This window comes from Pseudoalteromonas sp. 0802, assembly GCF_013350085.1.
In the GTDB taxonomy this organism is placed as follows: Bacteria; Pseudomonadota; Gammaproteobacteria; order Enterobacterales; family Alteromonadaceae; genus Pseudoalteromonas.
The window spans coordinates 38202-56403 of the sequence record NZ_JABVXE010000006.1; the positions used below are offsets into that span (position 1 = coordinate 38202).

At 42.0% G+C, this 18202-nt stretch carries 18 protein-coding genes; 9 read left to right on the forward strand and 9 right to left on the reverse strand.

Features of this window, described 5'->3' with window-relative positions; translation table 11 throughout:
* The first annotated feature begins 225 nt into the window (after positions 1 to 225).
* Positions 226 to 1161 carry a malate dehydrogenase gene (gene mdh / locus HUS61_RS11980; RefSeq protein WP_054562778.1) on the forward strand — a complete coding sequence of 312 codons (936 nt, stop codon included), beginning with the start codon at positions 226 to 228 and terminating at the stop codon, positions 1159 to 1161.
* 89 nt (positions 1162 to 1250) lie between these two features.
* Here mdh and ispB read toward each other — a convergent pair whose 3' ends face one another.
* Positions 1251 to 2222 (reverse strand): octaprenyl diphosphate synthase, encoded by a 972-nt coding sequence (gene ispB / locus HUS61_RS11985; RefSeq protein WP_054562777.1) that lies wholly within the window; start codon positions 2220 to 2222, stop codon positions 1251 to 1253.
* Positions 2223 to 2632: 410 nt separating this feature from the next.
* On the opposite strand from ispB, the gene rplU reads away from it, so the two are divergent.
* From rplU to HUS61_RS12010, 5 genes are all read left to right on the forward strand, one after another.
* Entirely contained in the window at positions 2633 to 2944 is a 312-nt protein-coding gene (rplU, locus tag HUS61_RS11990; RefSeq protein ID WP_036965957.1) for a 50S ribosomal protein L21, read from the forward strand.
* A 16-nt stretch (positions 2945 to 2960) separates the two neighbouring features.
* The gene (gene rpmA, locus HUS61_RS11995; protein WP_054551015.1) at positions 2961 to 3218 is read left to right on the forward strand and encodes a 50S ribosomal protein L27; all 258 of its coding nucleotides are present in this window, start codon (positions 2961 to 2963) and stop codon (positions 3216 to 3218) included.
* Positions 3219 to 3380: 162 nt separating this feature from the next.
* Positions 3381 to 4535: an Obg family GTPase CgtA gene (cgtA, locus tag HUS61_RS12000; RefSeq protein WP_054551016.1), complete on the forward strand. Its 1155-nt coding sequence runs from the start codon at positions 3381 to 3383 to the stop codon at positions 4533 to 4535.
* A gap of 79 nt (positions 4536 to 4614) precedes the next feature.
* Entirely contained in the window at positions 4615 to 5094 is a 480-nt protein-coding gene (folA, locus tag HUS61_RS12005) for a type 3 dihydrofolate reductase (RefSeq protein ID WP_082401652.1), read from the forward strand.
* 79 nt (positions 5095 to 5173) lie between these two features.
* Entirely contained in the window at positions 5174 to 5551 is a 378-nt protein-coding gene (locus tag HUS61_RS12010) for a DUF3718 domain-containing protein (protein ID WP_062566166.1), read from the forward strand.
* Positions 5552 to 5886: 335 nt separating this feature from the next.
* On the opposite strand, the gene HUS61_RS12015 is transcribed toward HUS61_RS12010, so the two are convergent.
* The 7 genes from HUS61_RS12015 to lptD form a co-directional block, all read right to left on the reverse strand.
* Positions 5887 to 7902 carry a methyl-accepting chemotaxis protein gene (locus HUS61_RS12015; protein ID WP_175082553.1) on the reverse strand — a complete coding sequence of 672 codons (2016 nt, stop codon included), beginning with the start codon at positions 7900 to 7902 and terminating at the stop codon, positions 5887 to 5889.
* A 140-nt stretch (positions 7903 to 8042) separates the two neighbouring features.
* On the reverse strand, positions 8043 to 8858 hold the full coding sequence (locus tag HUS61_RS12020) for a symmetrical bis(5'-nucleosyl)-tetraphosphatase (protein WP_175082554.1): 816 nt from the start codon (positions 8856 to 8858) through the stop codon (positions 8043 to 8045).
* Between the two features lie 6 nt (positions 8859 to 8864).
* On the reverse strand, positions 8865 to 9254 hold the full coding sequence (gene apaG / locus HUS61_RS12025) for a Co2+/Mg2+ efflux protein ApaG (protein WP_054550996.1): 390 nt from the start codon (positions 9252 to 9254) through the stop codon (positions 8865 to 8867).
* Positions 9238 to 10044, reverse strand: a complete 807-nt coding sequence (gene rsmA / locus HUS61_RS12030) for a 16S rRNA (adenine(1518)-N(6)/adenine(1519)-N(6))-dimethyltransferase RsmA (RefSeq protein WP_054550997.1) — start codon at positions 10042 to 10044, stop codon at positions 9238 to 9240. Before rsmA ends, apaG begins: the two co-directional genes overlap by 17 nt.
* Positions 10041 to 11033 (reverse strand): 4-hydroxythreonine-4-phosphate dehydrogenase PdxA, encoded by a 993-nt coding sequence (gene pdxA / locus HUS61_RS12035; RefSeq protein ID WP_175078668.1) that lies wholly within the window; start codon positions 11031 to 11033, stop codon positions 10041 to 10043. Before pdxA ends, rsmA begins: the two co-directional genes overlap by 4 nt.
* A gap of 5 nt (positions 11034 to 11038) precedes the next feature.
* Entirely contained in the window at positions 11039 to 12331 is a 1293-nt protein-coding gene (surA, locus tag HUS61_RS12040) for a peptidylprolyl isomerase SurA (protein ID WP_054562771.1), read from the reverse strand.
* Between the two features lie 36 nt (positions 12332 to 12367).
* A complete protein-coding gene (gene lptD, locus HUS61_RS12045) occupies positions 12368 to 14614 on the reverse strand; it encodes an LPS assembly protein LptD (RefSeq protein WP_175082555.1) in 2247 nt (748 codons plus the stop codon).
* A gap of 103 nt (positions 14615 to 14717) precedes the next feature.
* Between lptD and HUS61_RS12050 the strand changes: the two genes are divergently transcribed.
* The 3 genes from HUS61_RS12050 to djlA are packed head-to-tail and all read left to right on the forward strand — an operon-like array spanning position 14718 to position 17268.
* Positions 14718 to 15719 (forward strand): aminoglycoside phosphotransferase family protein, encoded by a 1002-nt coding sequence (locus HUS61_RS12050; RefSeq protein WP_054562769.1) that lies wholly within the window; start codon positions 14718 to 14720, stop codon positions 15717 to 15719.
* A complete protein-coding gene (gene murU, locus HUS61_RS12055) occupies positions 15716 to 16372 on the forward strand; it encodes an N-acetylmuramate alpha-1-phosphate uridylyltransferase MurU (RefSeq protein WP_175082556.1) in 657 nt (218 codons plus the stop codon). The genes HUS61_RS12050 and murU overlap by 4 nt, the downstream gene beginning before the upstream one ends.
* A 23-nt stretch (positions 16373 to 16395) precedes the next feature.
* Positions 16396 to 17268, forward strand: a complete 873-nt coding sequence (gene djlA / locus HUS61_RS12060) for a co-chaperone DjlA (RefSeq protein WP_062566162.1) — start codon at positions 16396 to 16398, stop codon at positions 17266 to 17268.
* Here djlA and HUS61_RS12065 read toward each other — a convergent pair.
* On the reverse strand, positions 17251 to 18183 hold the full coding sequence (locus tag HUS61_RS12065) for a DUF3530 family protein (protein ID WP_175082557.1): 933 nt from the start codon (positions 18181 to 18183) through the stop codon (positions 17251 to 17253). The two genes, djlA and HUS61_RS12065, sit on opposite strands and share 18 nt — an antisense overlap.
* Positions 18184 to 18202: the final 19 nt, after the last annotated feature.

Here is an 18202-nt window from a genome sequence, read left to right on the forward strand (position 1 = left end):
GTTGCCGTTTCTTTATTCATAAAATGTAGGGTAATTCTACACAACTCTGCATATTTATGCAGTATTAGTTTACAAAGTCGTCCAAAATGCTGTGTCTTTACAGCCAAGTTTACAACTATGGTCGAAATTATACGCGAAATAAGCAGGATAAATTTGTTTTTAGTCGCTAATTTCATTATCTTTAGGGCCACAAATATTTCCTACCTCAAATTACGGAGAATTCCAATGAAAGTTGCTGTTTTAGGCGCAGCTGGCGGTATCGGCCAAGCATTGTCTTTATTATTAAAAACAAGTTTACCTGCAGGTTCTGAATTATCGTTATACGATGTTGCCCCTGTTGTTCCTGGTGTAGCGGTTGATCTTTCTCACATCCCAACAGACGTTAAAGTTGAAGGCTTTGGTGCTGACAGCCTAGACGCAGCATTAGCTGGTTGTGATATCGTTCTTATCCCAGCGGGTATGCCACGTAAGCCAGGCATGGACCGTGCGGACCTTTTCAACGTAAACGCAGGTATCATCAAAACATTAGCTGAAGGCATCGTTAAAAACTGTCCTAAAGCGTTAGTAGGTATCATCACTAACCCAGTAAACGGCACTGTGCCAATCGTTGCTGAAGTATTCAAAAAAGCGGGTACTTACGATGCTAACCGTGTATTCGGTATCACAACGCTTGACGTGATCCGTTCAGAAGCATTTGTTGCTGAACTTAAAGGTTTAAGCGCAACTGACGTTAAAGTTCCAGTGATCGGCGGTCACTCAGGTACTACAATTCTTCCTCTTCTATCTCAAGTTGAAGGTGTTACTTTCACTGACGAAGAAGTTGCAGCATTAACTCCACGTATCCAAAACGCAGGTACTGAAGTTGTTAACGCTAAAGCGGGTGGCGGTTCAGCGACTCTTTCTATGGGTGCAGCTGCAGCACGCTTCTGTATGTCTTTAGTTAAAGGCTTACAAGGTGAAGAAGTAGTTGATTACGCATACGTTGCAGTTGAAAACGGTGACGCAGCATACTTCGCACACCCAGTTCGTCTAGGTAAGAACGGCGTTGAAGAAATCCTTTCTTACGGTGAGTTAAGTGCATTCGAAGAGCAAGCTAAAAACGACATGCTAGCTACACTTAACAAAGACATCCAAGAAGGTGTTGATTTCATCAACGGTTAATTCCGACAGATGATAGGCGATTTTTTAAATCGCCGAAAACAAAAAAGCCTGCAAATGCAGGCTTTTTTAATGGCTCGAATAAATAGCGTTTAGTGATCGCGGGCAACGGCGATACGGGCCAAACTCTCTAAGGCTTGTTTGTACGGTGTATCTGGTAAGAACGCAATACAAGCAATTGCTTTGTCAGCTTCTTGCTCAGCTTTTTGCATTGCAAACTCAAGGGCCTTAGTGTCAGCTAATGCCGCTAGAATGCTCTCTAAGTGGTCCATACCATTACCAAGCTCAATTGCTTCGCGTACTAGCTTAACTTGCTCTGGTGTGCCTTTTTGCATTGCGTAGATAAGCGGTAGGGTAGGTTTACCTTCAGCTAAATCATCGCCAATGTTTTTACCAAGTTGCTCGGCATCAGCGTTGTAATCAAGAACATCATCCACTAATTGGAATGCAGTGCCAAGATGCATACCGTATAAGTTTAATGCTTCAAGGGTTTGTTCGTCTTGCTCGGTAATAATTGCAGCAAGGCCGGTTGCAGCTTCGAACAATTTTGCCGTTTTGCTGTAAATAACCTGCATATAGCTTTGTTCTGTCGTGTCAGGGTCATTACAATTCATTAGCTGTAATACTTCACCTTCAGCGATGACATTGGTTGCATCAGCTAAAATTTGCATGATTGGCATTTTACCTAGGCCAACCATAAGTTGAAATGAACGTGTATAGATAAAGTCACCCACCAAAACGCTCGCTGCATTACCAAACTCTGCGTTGGCTGTAGGCGTACCACGGCGCAAATGTGACTCGTCGACAACGTCGTCATGCAATAAAGTTGCGGTATGAATAAATTCGATGATAGTGGCAAGCGTAATATGGTCTTTGCCCTCATAACCAAGTGCTTTTGCCGCTAAAATGGCCAACATAGGACGAACGCGTTTACCGCCACTGTTTACTATGTATAAACCGAGTTGGTTAACCAATGCGACATCTGAGCGCATTTGGGCATGTATAAGTTGATTGACGTCATCCATTTCATTTTCGATTAACGTCTGGATAGCTTTTATATCCATTGATCTCCGAGCCAATATTTATGGGTATACGGGGCTGATTGTACAACAAAAAAAGCGCTTGCTCGATATTTTGTGATGATTCAGTAAAAAAACACTGTAAAGTTTTTTATTTGAGATCAATTTTGCCAAGATAAATTTATAGCCTTGATTAATAAGTGTTCAGCTTTTTGAATTTTCAAGGTGCGTATTATTAGCGTAATTTAATTGTCATGAGATCGTAAAAACCGCTTGGCATGTGGTGTTTTTAGGATAGAATAGGGGAAAATATTGAATTGCTCTCAATGCAGCTATTTTTTATTCATTTTATCGAAAAAGAGGCTTGCTAGTTTTTGCACATTAGCGTAAACTTCGCGCCCTATTGAAGAATATTTTAGTTGCGTCGATTTGAGGGCGCACAGACGGAGTTAATTATGTACGCGGTTTTCCAAAGTGGTGGTAAACAGCACCGTGTGACTGAAGGTCAAACAATTCGTCTTGAGAAATTAGACGTTGAAACTGGTGCAGCAGTTGAATTTGATTCAGTACTTTTAGTTGCTGATGGTGAGAAAATCGAGATCGGTGTACCGTTCGTAAACGGTGGTAAAGTAACAGCTGAGGTTGTTTCACACGGTCGCGGTGAGAAAGTTAAGATTGTTAAATTTAGACGTCGTAAGCATTCTCGTAAGCAAATGGGCCATCGTCAATGGTTCACTGAAGTTAAAATCACTGGCATTAGCGCTTAATTAGAGGTACTGAGAAATGGCACATAAAAAAGCAGCTGGTAGTACTCGTAACGGTCGCGATTCAGAAAGCAAACGCCTAGGTGTTAAGCGTTTTGGTGGCGAATCAGTTCTAGCGGGTAGCATCATTGTTCGTCAACGTGGTACTCGTTTCCACGCTGGCGCAAACGTAGGTATCGGTAAAGACCACACTATCTTCGCAAAAGCAGATGGTAAAGTTCAATTCGAACAGAAAGGTCCTTTAAACCGTAAATACGTAAATATCGTAGCTGAGTAATCATCTCGATATTTGAAAAACCCCGCCTTTGCGGGGTTTTTTGTTTTAAGGCACATAATAGTGCGTATAAATATATACCTAAGCGCCTTGGCATTGGGTGCTGAATAGGGCACTTAGGTATATAATAGAGTTATTAACAAGCCAATCTTAAAGTGAGTAATCATGAAGTTTGTAGATGAAGTAGAAATTCGTTGTGACGCGGGTGATGGCGGCAGCGGTGTCGTATCTTTCCGACGTGAAAAATATGTACCAGATGGCGGTCCTGATGGTGGCGACGGCGGCGATGGCGGCAGCGTTTATCTACAAGCCGATGAAAACTTAAATACGTTAATTGATTACCAATTTGAGCGTTTTCATAAAGCAGAGCGCGGCACAAATGGTCAAAGCCGTAACATGACTGGTAAAAAAGGCGCTGATTTAACGCTTAAGGTGCCTGTTGGTACACGTATCATTGATGTTGATACTGAAGAGTCATTAGGTGATCTGACTAAGCATGGTCAAAAGGTTGTTGTTGCAAAAGGTGGTTTCCATGGCTTGGGGAATGCACGTTTTAAATCAAGTACAAACCGTGCGCCACGTCAAAAAACACTAGGTACACCTGGTGAAGTTCGCAGCTTACGCCTAGAGCTAATGCTACTTGCTGATGTTGGCTTACTTGGTTTACCAAATGCTGGTAAATCAACGTTTATCCGCAGTGTTTCTGCAGCTAAACCAAAAGTGGCAGATTACCCGTTTACGACACTTATTCCTAATCTTGGTGTAGTACGCCCAGATGCGAATAAGTCATTTGTAATTGCTGATATCCCTGGTCTAATCGAAGGCGCTTCGGATGGCGCAGGCCTTGGTATTCGCTTCTTAAAGCACTTAGAGCGTTGTCGTGTATTACTGCATATCATTGATGTTATGCCTGTTGATGGCACAAATCCAGTTGATAATGCCTTTGCGATTATTAATGAGCTACACCAATATAGTCCTAAGCTTGCTGAAAAGCCGCGCTGGTTAGTATTTAACAAAATTGACCTATTACCAGAAGATGAAGCTGAAGCACTGTGTAATGAAATTGCCGAAGAGCTAGGTGAAGAGGTTAATGTTTACCGTATCTCTGCTGCTAATAAGCAAAATACCCAAGCACTATGTCATGATATTATGGCGCTACTTGATAGTATGCCGAAAGAGAAATTCGCTGAAGAAGAGAAAGAAGAAGTTGAATTTAAGTGGGATACTTATCATCAGAAAGCAACATCTCAAGACGATGATGATTGGGATGACGACTGGGATGATGATGACTACGATGTAGAAGTTATCTACCAACGATAAAATTTAAAACTGAAAAGGAGCCATGCGCTCCTTTTTTATTAATAAGAAAAAAGTATTAAGGTTTAGTGTGAAAATTTCAATGATTGCTGCTATGGCAAATAACCGAGTAATTGGCCAAGACAACCAAATGCCATGGCATTTACCCGCCGATCTGCAACACTTTAAAAAAGTAACCATGGCAAAGCCTGTGATCATGGGCCGTAAAACATTTGAATCAATAGGTCGGCCTTTACCGGGTCGTCAAAATATTATTATCACGCGTAATGCTGATTACACAGCTGAAGGTATTGAGGTGGTTACTTCACCAGAGGCTGCGCTGGAATTGGTTGCTGATGTTGAAGAAGTAATGATTATAGGTGGCGGAAATATATACGAACAATTTCTATCTCAAGCAGATCGTCTATACTTAACATTCATCGACCTCGAAGTGGCCGGTGATACGCAGTTCCCAGATTACGAAAGTGTTGCTAATTGGACAGTTGCCGAGCAAGAAAAGCATCAGCCTGATAACAAAAACCCTTACTCGTATACTTTTGTAACCCTGTACAAAAACTCGTAACATTATTGCGGTAAAATTAATTAGTTGGTACAATATTACACAATCTTGGTAAGAAGAAAGTATTACATAAGGGCAAAATATGATGAAGTTACCAAATATGTTACTTGCAGCGGCTGTTGTTTCAGCGTCAGTTGCGTATACAGCACCAGCAAAAGCTGATGATCAATTAGCGGTTTCTATCTGTGAGTACATCGCAGCTGATGATAAAAACCGTTTACGTAGTAAGCTTAAAAGCTCACGTGTGAAAATTCGTAACATCTTTGATGCTGTAAAATGTAACGGCAACAATATGCTTCGTCATGCAATTGAAAGCGGCGCTGCGGATGCTGGTGAATACATCGTTAAGAACTTATCTAAAAGCTCTTTAGAAGACGGTGCAGATATCGCATGGGCAGAATCAAACGGCCACGGTGGTTCTCCACTAATCGCTGTTATTAAAGACCGCGCAGGCCTTTAATTGAAACGCCAATAGAATTTAAGAAACCGCACTCGTTGCGGTTTTTTTATGCCTGAAAAACGCTTCGTTAACTTCATACCTACTCGCAATAATTCGTTATTATTTTGTATTAAATAATGCGCCTGCATGGGGGATGCAGGAAAATATTAAGAGTAATCACCTCAAAAGATCATTTAATTAAGCGAGTTGCTATAAATAGATACAAAAAAACCGTGTTTGCATTCACAAACACGGCTTCTATATTTGTTAGCTCGTAGCTCGTAGCTCGTAGCTCGTAGCTCGTAGCTCGTAGCTCGTAGCTCGTAGCTCGTAGCTCGTAGCTCGTTTACAGCTTCTTAAACTTTAAACGCATCTACCGATAAACGTAGTTCTTCCGCTAATTTAGCAACTTCTGAACTTGAAATATTGGTTTGGTTTGCGCCTTCAGCTGTTTGTTCAGCAATTGCTACAATCGACTCTAAGCGCTCGCTAATCTCTTGTGAAACTTGCTGTTGCTCATGAGCAGCTGTTGAGATCTCTTCACTTACGTTGTGAGCTTGCGCAACGGCTGCAGTGATTGAATCAAGGGCGGTATTTGCAAGGTCTGATTGCTCAACACACGACTCAGCTTGTTGCTTACCTTTCGACATCGCCGATACAGCAGCCTCAGCGCCAACCTGAAGCGATTCAATCATAGCTTGGATCTCTTGGGTCGATTCTTGAGTCTTGCTCGCTAGAGAGCGTACTTCGTCAGCAACTACGGCGAAGCCTCGGCCTTGTTCACCGGCACGGGCTGCTTCAATGGCTGCATTAAGTGCAAGTAGGTTTGTTTGCTCTGCAATGCCACGAATAACATCTAAGATGCCACCAATTGATGCGCTATCTTTGTGTAACTTATTGATAACTTGTGAAGCATCATCAACTTCACGGGCAAGTTGTTCAATAGTCGCTTTGTTTTGTGAAGAAATACCTTTAACACGATCAGCTTCTTTATCAGCGTTCTTGATTTCGCTAAGTGCCTGTTGAGCACTGCTGCTTACCGCTTGTGATGTACTGCTCATTTCCGTGGTTGCTGTAGCAGCTTGCTCAACTTGCGCTTGTTGGTTACGAATAGCTTGGCTTGATTCTTCAGTGATTGCTGAAGTTTCTTCAGAGGCCGCTGCAAGCTGTGTAGAGCGAGAGATAATGCCTTGAATAAGCGTACGTAAACTTTCGATTAGCGTATTACAACTACGTGATAGTTCACCGAACTCGTCTTTAGCTGAGTCGTCTAAGCGTTGAGTCATGTCGCCGCTAGCAACAATATCAAGAATACGGTTTACTTCAGAAAGTGGTTTAGTAATACGGCTAACAGTAATTGCTGCAACAGCAATAGCAATTAAAGTGGCGATAACCATGGCAATCCAAGTCCAGATGGTTGCCGTAGATACGTTACCACTTACATCTTGCTGTAAGTCAAAAGCAAGTACCGTTGCTTGGTCAACAAGCTCTTTAAGTTGTTTTAGGGCCTCAGTGGTTGATTTTTCCGCATTGGCTAGCTCAGCTTGAGTTTGTGCAATTGCATCAATTAAACGCTTTTTATTTGCTGATAGGCTGTTGTTGCCACGTACGTTATTTACAAGGTTTTCAACATAACTGTTTAGGTCATTATATAAATCAGCATTACTTTCAATGATAGCAGGGCGAATAAGACCTAGGCTGCGCTCAACTTCTTCTAAGTAATAAACTTGTTCGTTTTTCACGATATCTAACGTGTTAAGAGTTTTAACTGTTAGCATATCGGTACTGTTAGTCACTACCGACTGGAAGTTGTTTTCCATGTTGTTAGCAGCTTGGTAGGCACGTGAATTGTTTTCTTCAAGGCCATCAATATCAATGATATCAAGCACAACAGAGTTAGCATCTTCGGCGCTGATCTCGATATTTTCAAGCTGGGTGCGCAGCGTATTGTTAAGTTCAAGTTGCGTTTGTTTATCTTTAAAAAGGTTATCGACAGACTTGGCAAAGCGCTTATAAGTTTGCTCAACTTCTTGACTGCTTTGTTTTAATTTAGGGTCGTTACTCACTATTTGTTGTAGGTCTTGATAAGAGCTATCGTAACGCTTTTTCTGCTCGGTAAAGTTCTTGCGAATAGTTGCTAATTCATCTTGTGATGTGGTGTAAAAGCTAGCTTGCGCTGATTTACTCATCAGGATGAATTCAACCTGCAACTCATAACTTTTGTCGAGGGCCGGTAATGACAGCTGATTAACTCGCTGTGTCGATTGATCAATGTTGGTAATTCTGATCAACGAGTTACCACCAATAAATAGCAGGAGTAACGTAATAACAATAAAGCCACCCCAAATACGCTGTCTAACGGTCAAGTTCATATGTAATTCCAGAAAATAGTACTAATCAAACTTATCGGCAAGCTTGCCAATTAGTTAAGTATTTAAATTTAATTAGCTTTAAATTAAATTAACTTTAATTGTTATAAATCTAACAGATGTTCAGCTATTTTTCAGTTTATTTAGATAAAAGAGTGGGATTTTTCGACAAAACAGCCTTTTTGACTGAGTTCCAAGAGGGTCATCGCGCCTCCCCATACGCAGCCAGTGTCGAGGGCATGAATATTTTCGGCTTTAACTTTACCTTCTAAAGCAGCCCAATGACCAAATGTGATCTGTTGCTTGAGCTTACTTATACTCGGATGCTCAAACCAAGGGATTATTGAACTATCTTCACTAATGCTGGTTTTATTGCTGAAATCGAGTTCACCAAGCAAATTAACGAAGCGCATGCGCGTGAAGTAATTAACGATATAACGAAATTTAGCCTCGTTAGGTAGCGTTGATTGCCATTCTAATGGGTGGGGGTCATACATATTGGCAAAGTAATGATGGGCATCATTACCTTGGTAGCAACTTTCGGCAAAGCGAGCGCGTTTTAATGCTTTTTTTATTGACCAATTTGGGTTTAAGCCAGCATGGCTTATCAGCATGTCATAGCGTTCAAGCCAAATAGCTAATGGCTGTTGTTGCAAAAAGTGAATATATTCAGGGAGCTTTGGGCTGTCAAAAACATCTGCAAGCTTATCTTTTGGATTTGCTGGTTTATTTAGATAATGACAAGCAATTAGGTGTAAATCATGATTACCAAGAGTAATAGTTACACTGCCTTGCATAGTATGAAGGCGCTCGAGGCAAGCGAGTGAATCAGGGCCTCGAGCAACAATATCGCCAACTAAGTAAAGGTGATCTTGGCTTGGGTTGAAGTTGACACGTTTTAGTAACGCATCAAATTCACTGTAACAACCTTGTAAGTCACCAATTGCGTAGTCAGCCATTATTACCTAGTGCAAAATGTTTGGGCGGGCTAAACGAAACACCTCGATTGGCGCTTCAAACTCAGTGCCAAATTCGTTACGCATGGTGTAATGACCTTGCATCGTCCCAACAGGGGTATCAAGCACTGCACCACTGGTGTATTTGTAGCTTTCACCAGGGGCAATGGTAGGCGTTTCACCCACAACCCCTTCACCTTGCACTTCCACTTCTTTGCCGTTGGCATCGGTAATTAACCAGTAACGACTCAATAGCTTAGCACTACATAAACTGTGGTTTTTAATGGTGATTGAGTAAGCAAAAACGTATTTATCTTGTTCAGGCTCTGATTGGCCTTCTACATAGAAGGTTTCAACCGACACCTTAATTGGAGAACCTAAATTACTGCTTGTTGTCATAAATCCAATTAGCTATATCAATAAATTGTTGTAAAGACAGGCTTTCAGCACGCAGAGTGATATCAATGCCTATGCTTGTTAGTTCTTCAGCTGTCAGTAAGTTAGATAAACTATTACGCAGAGTCTTACGGCGTTGATTAAAGGCTTCTAAACATACCGTGTTTAATAGCTTAGTGCTTTTAGCTGAACGTTGCTCAGGCTTTTTAGGGATCAAGCGAATAACCGCTGAATCTACTTTAGGTGCTGGCTTAAAGCACTCTGGCGGCACATCAATCACTGGCATTGCGTGACAGTAATATTGCGTCATTACACTTAAGCGACCAAATGCTTTACTGCCCGGGCCTGCGACCATACGTTTGACCACTTCTTTTTGCAGCATAAAATGCATGTGCTCTACGTTATCTGCGAACTCAAATAAATGGAAGAGCAGTGGGGTCGAAACGTTGTATGGTAAGTTACCAAAAATCTTTAACTTTTCGTCAGACTTGATCAAAGAGCTAAAATCGAATTTCATTGCATCGCCTTGATGCACTGTTAACTTTGGCCCTAAGAATGGGTGGCTCGTTAAACGTTCTGCTAAGTCTTTATCTAGCTCAACAACCGTTAGGTGGCCACTTAAATCAGCGACTGGCTCAGTGATTGCACCAAGACCCGGGCCGATTTCTACTAAATTGTCTTCAGGTTTAGGATCGATAGCCGTGACGATTTTGTCGATGATCATGTCATCGTTTAAAAAGTTTTGACCAAAACGCTTACGAGCGCGGTGTCCTAAATGTACTTTATCTGTCATTGATTCTGTGCTTTTTCATGGGCGAGCTTAATTGCTTCGCGGATCGCTAATTCAAAACTACCTACATCAGCAGTACCTGTGCCGGCTAAATCGAGAGCCGTACCGTGATCTACTGAGGTGCGAATAAATGGCAGGCCAAGGGTGATGTTGACCGAATTGCCGAAACCTTTGTATTTTAGCACAGGTAATCCCTGATCGTGATACATTGCAAGCACGGCATCTGCTTGCGAGAGGTATTTATCTTGGAACAGGGTGTCAGCAGGCAATGGTCCAATTAAGTTCATACCTTGATTGTTTAACAGCTCTAAGGTTGGCGCTATGGTATCAATTTCTTCAGTGCCTAAATGACCATCTTCGCCAGCATGTGGGTTTAGACCACAGACGAGGATACGCGGATTTTCAATACCAAACTTAGTTTGTAAGTCATGGTTTAAAATAGTGGCAACTTTACTTAAACGTTCAACGGTGATTGCGCGCGATACATAAGCAAGGGGTATATGCGTTGTAACAAGCGCCACGCGTAAGCCTTCTGTAGCTAACAACATCACGACATCGGCAGTATTCGATTGCTGGGCAAAATACTCAGTGTGACCGCTGAATGAGATACCTGCTTTGTTGATAATCCCCTTATGCACAGGGCCTGTAACAACAGCGGCAAAGGTACCATCCATATTTTTTTCACTGGCAATGCGCAGTGTATCCAGCACATATTGACCATTGGCGTCATTAAGTACGCCCACTTCAACATCAGAGCCTAAATCTACTTGGTGTAAGTAAACGCTGCCTGCAGGGGCAATGCTTGGTGCTTGGCTGTCATCGAAGTCAATTAAATTAATATCTAAACCAAGCAACTTAGCGCGCTGTTTTAACAGCGCGCCATCAGCAATCACCACCAGTTGGGCATCCCACTGGTGCTGGGCTAACTTGATAAGTAAATCAGGGCCAATACCGGCTGGCTCACCTGGGGTAATTGCAATTCTAATGGTCATAATTTTTATTCTGTTGGGAAAATATCAACGTGCGCTTGTTCACGCATTTCTTGCTGCCAGTTGAAACTTTCTTCTTTAAATTTACGATTAAACAGTAGTTGGTGAGCGCGGTTACGCTTAGCTTGCTCTGTTTTATCAGCTACACGCTTATCAAGTAGCTGTACAATGTGCCAACCAAACTGTGTTCTGAATGGCTCACTGATTTCATTTTTATCTAGAGAAAGCAGGGTATTTTTAAATTCTGGTACATAGGTGCTTGGATCAGTCCAATCGTACTCACCCCCTTTTAATGCAGAACCCGGGTCTTCAGAGTATTCTTTAGCAAGTTCACCAAAGTCAGCTTTACCTTCACGTAGCTCTTTAGCAAAACCTTTTAGCATGTCACGCGCTTTTTCTTCGCTTAAGATGATAGAAGGCTTAATTAAGATGTGACGTGAACGAACCTCTGTTGTTTCAACAACTTGGCGACCACGAACATCTTGCACTTTAATAATGTGGAAACCAGCACCTGAACGAAGCGGGCCAACGATATCGTCTTTTTTGTGGCCTTTTACTGCTTCAGCAAAAAGTGATGGCATTTCGTTGATGCTCATCCAACCTAGCTGACCACCTTCAAGGGCTTTTGAACCGCTAGAAGATGAAATAGCGATACGCTTGAACTCTTTGCCTTCTTTTAAAAACTCGATAACTTTATCTGCACGTGTTTTAGCACTGGTGATTTCATCAGCTGTTGCATCACTTGGGATATCAATCAAGATATGACCAATATCATACTCTTCGGCATTCTTGCCTTGAGTTTCCATGATTTTAAGAAGGTTATCGATTTCTTGTGGGCTAATGTAAATACGGCGGTCAACGTTCGCACGCATTACTTGTTGCGTGGTGATTTCTTTACGAATTTCTTCACGGTATGCAGGGTAGCTCTCGCCTGCAGCCTCGATAGTGCGACGTAAATCAGCGATTGTACCGCCTTGCTCACGAGCCATATTTTCAAGTGTTTGGTCTAACTGAGAGTCAGAGATTTCTAAACCCATGCGCTCAGCAAGTTGCATCATCAGAGTTTGGTTTACTAAACGCTCGATTGCTTGAATGCGAAGCGTATCATCAGAAGGTAATTGCTGACCTTGCTCTTGCGCTTGAGTTTTTACGCGATTGATAATGGTGTCTACTTCACTTTGTAAAATAACACCTTGGTTAACTACACCAACGACTTTGTCGATTTCGACAGGTTTTGCGAAAACGCTTTGGCAAAGGCCAACTGTTAATAATGCAGATGCAAATAATTTTTTTAAATTCATACTTTTTCTAATACTCTTGCTAATAGTACTGCGGTACTAGTTATTAAGAAAATACGGTCTACGATAGCCAAAAATACCTTGTTGTAATAATTTTTGTGCATCATAACGGCTTTTACTTCCAAGCCCTTTTAATACGATATTGAAGCCAATACTGGTATCAAAGGTTGCTTGCTCTTGACCAATCGCCTGGTTCAAATCTGTTTCGATTTGACGACGGCCTGTGATTTGAAACGCCCAACAGCACGATTCATACTGAAGACCGCTGAAAACCTCAATGCTACGACCACTTTCTAAATCGCGGTGATAGCTGCCAACAAACTGCCAATCTTGCGATAGCGGAATGCTGGTAAATAGACCAACTTGCTCGATTGTATTGCCTGAGACATCATTTGCATAGCGATGGTTCAATTGCACGAGCTGTTTATCGTCACCTTTATAATCTAAGGTGATATTTGATTGAATAATTTCTTTACCATCAGTGTCGTATTGAATACCGCCTGAAAGATACCAGCGACGGTGCCAATGTAACATGGTTTGCGCTGCGAACAAGGCATTGTAGTTAGTATCAACATTAATACCTTGTGATGTAGGCTTTGCATCATCACTTAAATAGAAGATTTGGCCTGCGCTGAAATTAAATACTTCTTCGTTTTCATTGCTAAATAAGCGAGTAGTCGCACCTAACGTAAATTGGTTCGCAGTGGCAATACGGTCGATACTTGAGAAACGACGGTCTCTAAATAAACCAAAAAAGTCATCTTGTAATTTTGCCGTATCGTAAAGGCCAATATTTGATTGGTCTTTATTTGGCGTATACAAGTACTGAATTTGTGGCTCTAGAGTTTGAATACCATCTTTAAAGAAAAACGCGGTATCACGCTCAAAATTTAATTGGCTGTATAAACGCACTTTTGGCAGGGTGCGGGTGACTTTTTCGTCGTAGTCGGTCCCTGCTAAATCGCCATGCTGGTTATATTCAGTATGCAATACGCTGAACTCAGATAAAAATGACCATGCGTATTCTTGATAACCAAAGCTTGCTTTAGGTTCTATGTGAACACGGCTTGCTTCATCAATGACGGCATCATCATTCGTGAAATAACTAAGCTCACCATCAAGGGTTAAATCAACGCCATAAAAATCATACGCATCAGTTTGCGAAAAACTAATTTGTGGCAGTGCCGCATATGATTCGCGGTGATCACCAAGTACTTCAAAACTCTGTAGCTTAATATTGGTGCGCCAAGTGTCACCTAAGTGGGTGAGTGAACCTGTACGGTATAACTGAGTGTCTGTGCGAGTCGCATAGCCAGAATTTAAATCGGTTAAGTAGTTATCATCACTAACGTTAGTAATATCGATATTACCGCGCCAGTTTTCACCAAAGTAACTTTGTTGTTGCCAATGGAATAGATAACGCGAGTCAATATTTGGCTCTTCATCATCTTTATCTAGATACTCAACGGCAATGAGACCGTTGTTTTGTTCAGTTAAATAACGAAACTCACCAATCATTTGCAAGCCGCGCTTCGACATGTAGCGAGGCGTAATGGTGGCGTCGTAATTTGGAGCAATATTCCAGTAGTACGGAGTGATAGTTTCAATACCGTAGCGGCCTGAACTTGAGAAGTTAGGTGTTAATAAACCTGATTTACGGCGGTCATCTAGCGGAAACGTAAAATAAGGGACATAAAGAACTGGCGTATCAAATACCCGTAATACGGTATTGTGAGTTTCGCCCCAGCCATCTTCACTTGATAAGTCAATTTCGTCAGCTTCAATCGCCCACACCGGTGTTTCGCCCGGACAGGTAGTAAAGCTTGCGTTCATCAGGTTTAGGCCAGACTCGTTGACTGTTAGTTTTTCTGCGCCACCATGACCAAGTTGGTCGGTGAGCTTATAATCAGCACCAAGCAAGCTTAATTCAGAATTATTTAAATCCGCATTGAGCCCAGAACTATTAATTTGGCTTACTTTATCGCGATAAACGATAGGGCCGGTTGCATTAAGTAACCCACGTTGTTTGTCAATCAGTGCACTTTGTGCGGACAAATTCATCGTTAGGGTGTTAATATCTACATTACCGGTAAATTCTGCGCTTTGGGTACCCAATAGTTCAATATCATCGGATTTGATATCGATCATATTAAGTTCAAGGCCAGGGAGCGGTTGCCAAGCTCTGGTTTGCATTGAAGTGCCACAAAAATTGTGTGTCAGTTCAGTTTCGGCGAACGATGGTGCGCTAAGTACGCTTAGCATCATTATGCCCCAGGTTTTGCTCATTTAATGACCTTAATGCTCTTTGGTTGGATATAAGCTAGACATAATAAAGGAAAACAATGGCAAATACAGTAATTGACTTAGTGAAAAATAGATATCTTACTAAATGAATCGTTATAAAAGTTTACAGCAGTTTTTGAATCCTCATTTTAAAGAGGATGAATATCAATTAGCCGCCATCACAGGGGATGCGAGTTTTCGCCGTTATTTCCGCGTAAATACAAGTGATCAGAGCTATATTGTCATGGACTCAGATCCAGATAAATTAGATAACACGCCTTATATAGAACTCAATAAAGTGTTTTCTCAGCATGGCTTTAAATTACCAAAAATTCTTCAGGCTGATGAAAAACAAGGCTTCTTCTTGCTGAGTGATTTAGGCAATACTCATTTGGCTGATTTACTGGGCGACGAAGACCGCACTTTACACTACAAACATCTAATAAAGTTAAGTGCACAGTGGGCGCAAATCCCGCCAGCCCAATACATGAAAGTATTTGATGGCGAGTTTTTACAGTTTGAACTGAGCATTTTTAGAGATTGGTTAGTCGATAACTTTATTGGTGAGCAACTTTCAGCTGATGAGCAGCAAATGTGGCAACAGGCTTGTGAGTTATTAGTTAACAATGCCCTTGAACAACCAATTGTTACGGTGCACCGAGACTTCCATAGCCGTAATATTATGCGCACGGGGCAGCAATGGGCAATCATCGATTATCAAGATGCGGTGCAAGGGCCTGTATGTTATGACCTTGTGTCGTTATTAAGGGATTGCTATTTCAAGTTACCAGAGCAAGAGCTAGATTACCTTTTACATTACGCTTATGACGAATTCAGCGAGCAACAGCTATTGCAAGACACTTCGTTTGCAATGTTTAAGCGTTGGTTTGACTTAACCGGCGTGCAGCGTCATTTAAAAGCTGCGGGCATATTTTGCCGCTTAAAATTACGTGACGGAAAGTCAGGTTATTTGAATAATGTGCTGCCAACCCTTACATACATTAGTAATGTCAGTAAAGAATACCCAGAGTTAACAGCCCTTGGCCAGTGGATAGAGCAGACTATTATTCCACAGACTAAGCAGCGTTTAACGAAAGAGTCCAAATGAAAGCAATGATCCTAGCGGCGGGGCGTGGTAAACGCATGATGCCGCTAACAGAAACGCAACCAAAGCCGATGCTAAAGATTAACGGCAAGCCATTATTAGAGCATCATATTAATAACTTACGCCAAGCAGGCATTACCGATATTGTCATTAACCTTGCCTGGCAAGGTGACAAAATAACTGAGTATTTCGGTAATGGTTCGCAGTTTGGTGTATCGATCACTTACAGCCAAGAGCAGGCTGGGGGGCTTGAAACCGCCGGGGGCATCATTCAAGCATTGCCGTTATTGGGTGAGCAATTTATTGTCATCAATGGTGATGTGTTTACTGATTATGATGTGACTTCGTTGATGCAGCTTCATCTGCAAGCAGGGGAGGCGCATATTGTCCTTGTTGAAAATCCCGCGCATAACCCTGATGGTGATTTTGCACTGAGTCATCTAAGCCCAGATAGTCAAAAGTATACTTTTTCCGGTATAAGTCGCTATCATGCTGACTTCTTTAAAGGTCTCAGCGCAGGTGTTTGTCCACTTGGGCCTATTTTGCGAGAAAAGCTCAGTGAGCATCACGTTTCGACTGAGCTTTATTTGGGGCAATGGGATGACATTGGCACACCTGCCAGACTCGACGAAATCAATCAGCGTTTCGCTTTGTAATAACAACAGAGGTTTGCCAAATTATGTGGGGAAAAGTACTGGGTTTTTGTTTTGGCTTTATGTTTGGCAAATTTATAGGAGCCTTACTGGGCCTATACCTAGGCCATATGTTCGATCGCAGCTTAAAACAAGACTTTGATAAAGCAGGTGGTTTTTCTGGTTTGTTTAAAGGCGATGATATTAACGAGCGCCAAGCACTTTTCTTTTCTAGCTGTTTTGCAGTGATGGGGCATATCGCCAAATCGAATGGTCGCGTTAGTGAAACGCATATTCGTGCTGCAAGTTTGTTTATGGACGAAATGGGCTTATCGGGTGATGAGCGCAGAGAAGCACAAGATGCCTTTCGTAGTGGTAAAGAAAGCGATTTTTCATTAAAAGAAACCGTTCATGACTTTAAAGAGCGCTTTGCTCGACGCCATGATTTATTGCAACTGTTTCTCGAAATACAAATTCAAATGGCCTTTTCTGATGGCCACCTTGCAGAGCAAGAAAAGCAGCTATTGCAAGAGGTGAGCAAGCAGTTAGGTATTTCACGTACTCAGTTCGCATTTTTATTAAAACGCTACCAAGCCGAATTTGCATTTCGTCAGCAACAACAGCGTTTTTATGAACAACAACGTCAACAAAGCCAGCAAAATCGCAGCAGTCATAGTGAACAAAGAGGGCACAGTGTGCCACCGAATAATGGTATGAATCGCGCCCAAGCGTTGGCTCTATTAGGCTTAAACAGTGATGCTTCTGCGAGAGATATTAAAGTAGCCTATCGAAAGCTCATGGCTCAGCATCACCCCGATAAGCTGGTATCGCAAGGTTTACCAAAACATATGATGGAAGTTGCGGTAAAGAAAAGCCAAGATATTCAAGCGGCTTATGAGTATTTAAAAAAGGCGGCGTAAAAAGCCGTCTACTTCTTTGAGCAGTCGCTGGTGCTGCTCAGGCTCTGAAGGCACACCAAATAACTCTCTTTGTCGGTAGTCATATTTAGCGTGTTTTCTTACCCAGCGTTTTCTGTCTTTAACACTTTGCAGGGTGTCAGGATTACCCTCGCTGTAAAAAATATCCAGTAAGGGTGGGCTGATAGTCGAAAGCGTGGCATTAAGATGCTGGTTACGAACACTGTTAGGTAAATAACTACCTAGGCTAATAAAAGCGTTTAGTTCGTTATTTGGAAAGCTAGCATAATGCTCAATCAATAGCCCCGCACTGGCACCTTGTGCCACCACAATAATATTGCCGCCTTCATCCATTGCACTGTTATACAAGGCATTGAATCTGGCAATTAGCTTTAATTTGTAATCATCAAGCACGGCTTCACTGATATTGGGCTCACCCGTAACAAAATGCGGCGCTTGTTGCGTTTGGGCTGGTGGAGCAGAAGCTGCTTGCTCATCGCTTTGTTCAACAGTTTGTGTTGACTCAGGTTCAGAGCTTTCTGGTGGCTCGGGCGTTGTCATATCGACAGGGTGCCAATCAATGTCAGGCATGGTCATGGCAAGGGTTGCATAGCCAATTTCGTTTAACTGCTTGCGCAAAAAGTTAATACCAGCATTATTAGTGGGTAAGTGCTGCCAATCAGGAATGATTAGCACAATTCCGCGTTGACTGGCTGCCATCGATTGACGATATAAGCTAATGAACTCATCTTCACCGGCAAGCAGAGTGCGTACTTCATCGCTTGGTAAAAAGCGTTGAATATCGTTAGTGACCAAACTTGACCAAGGGGTGGGTTTAATAAAATCGGCAGCATTCACAATGCCCATGAACGCAAAACAGGCTGCGTAAAGTAAGCGATGTGCGGGTTTCAAATTCATGCCGATATTACCTGAGTCT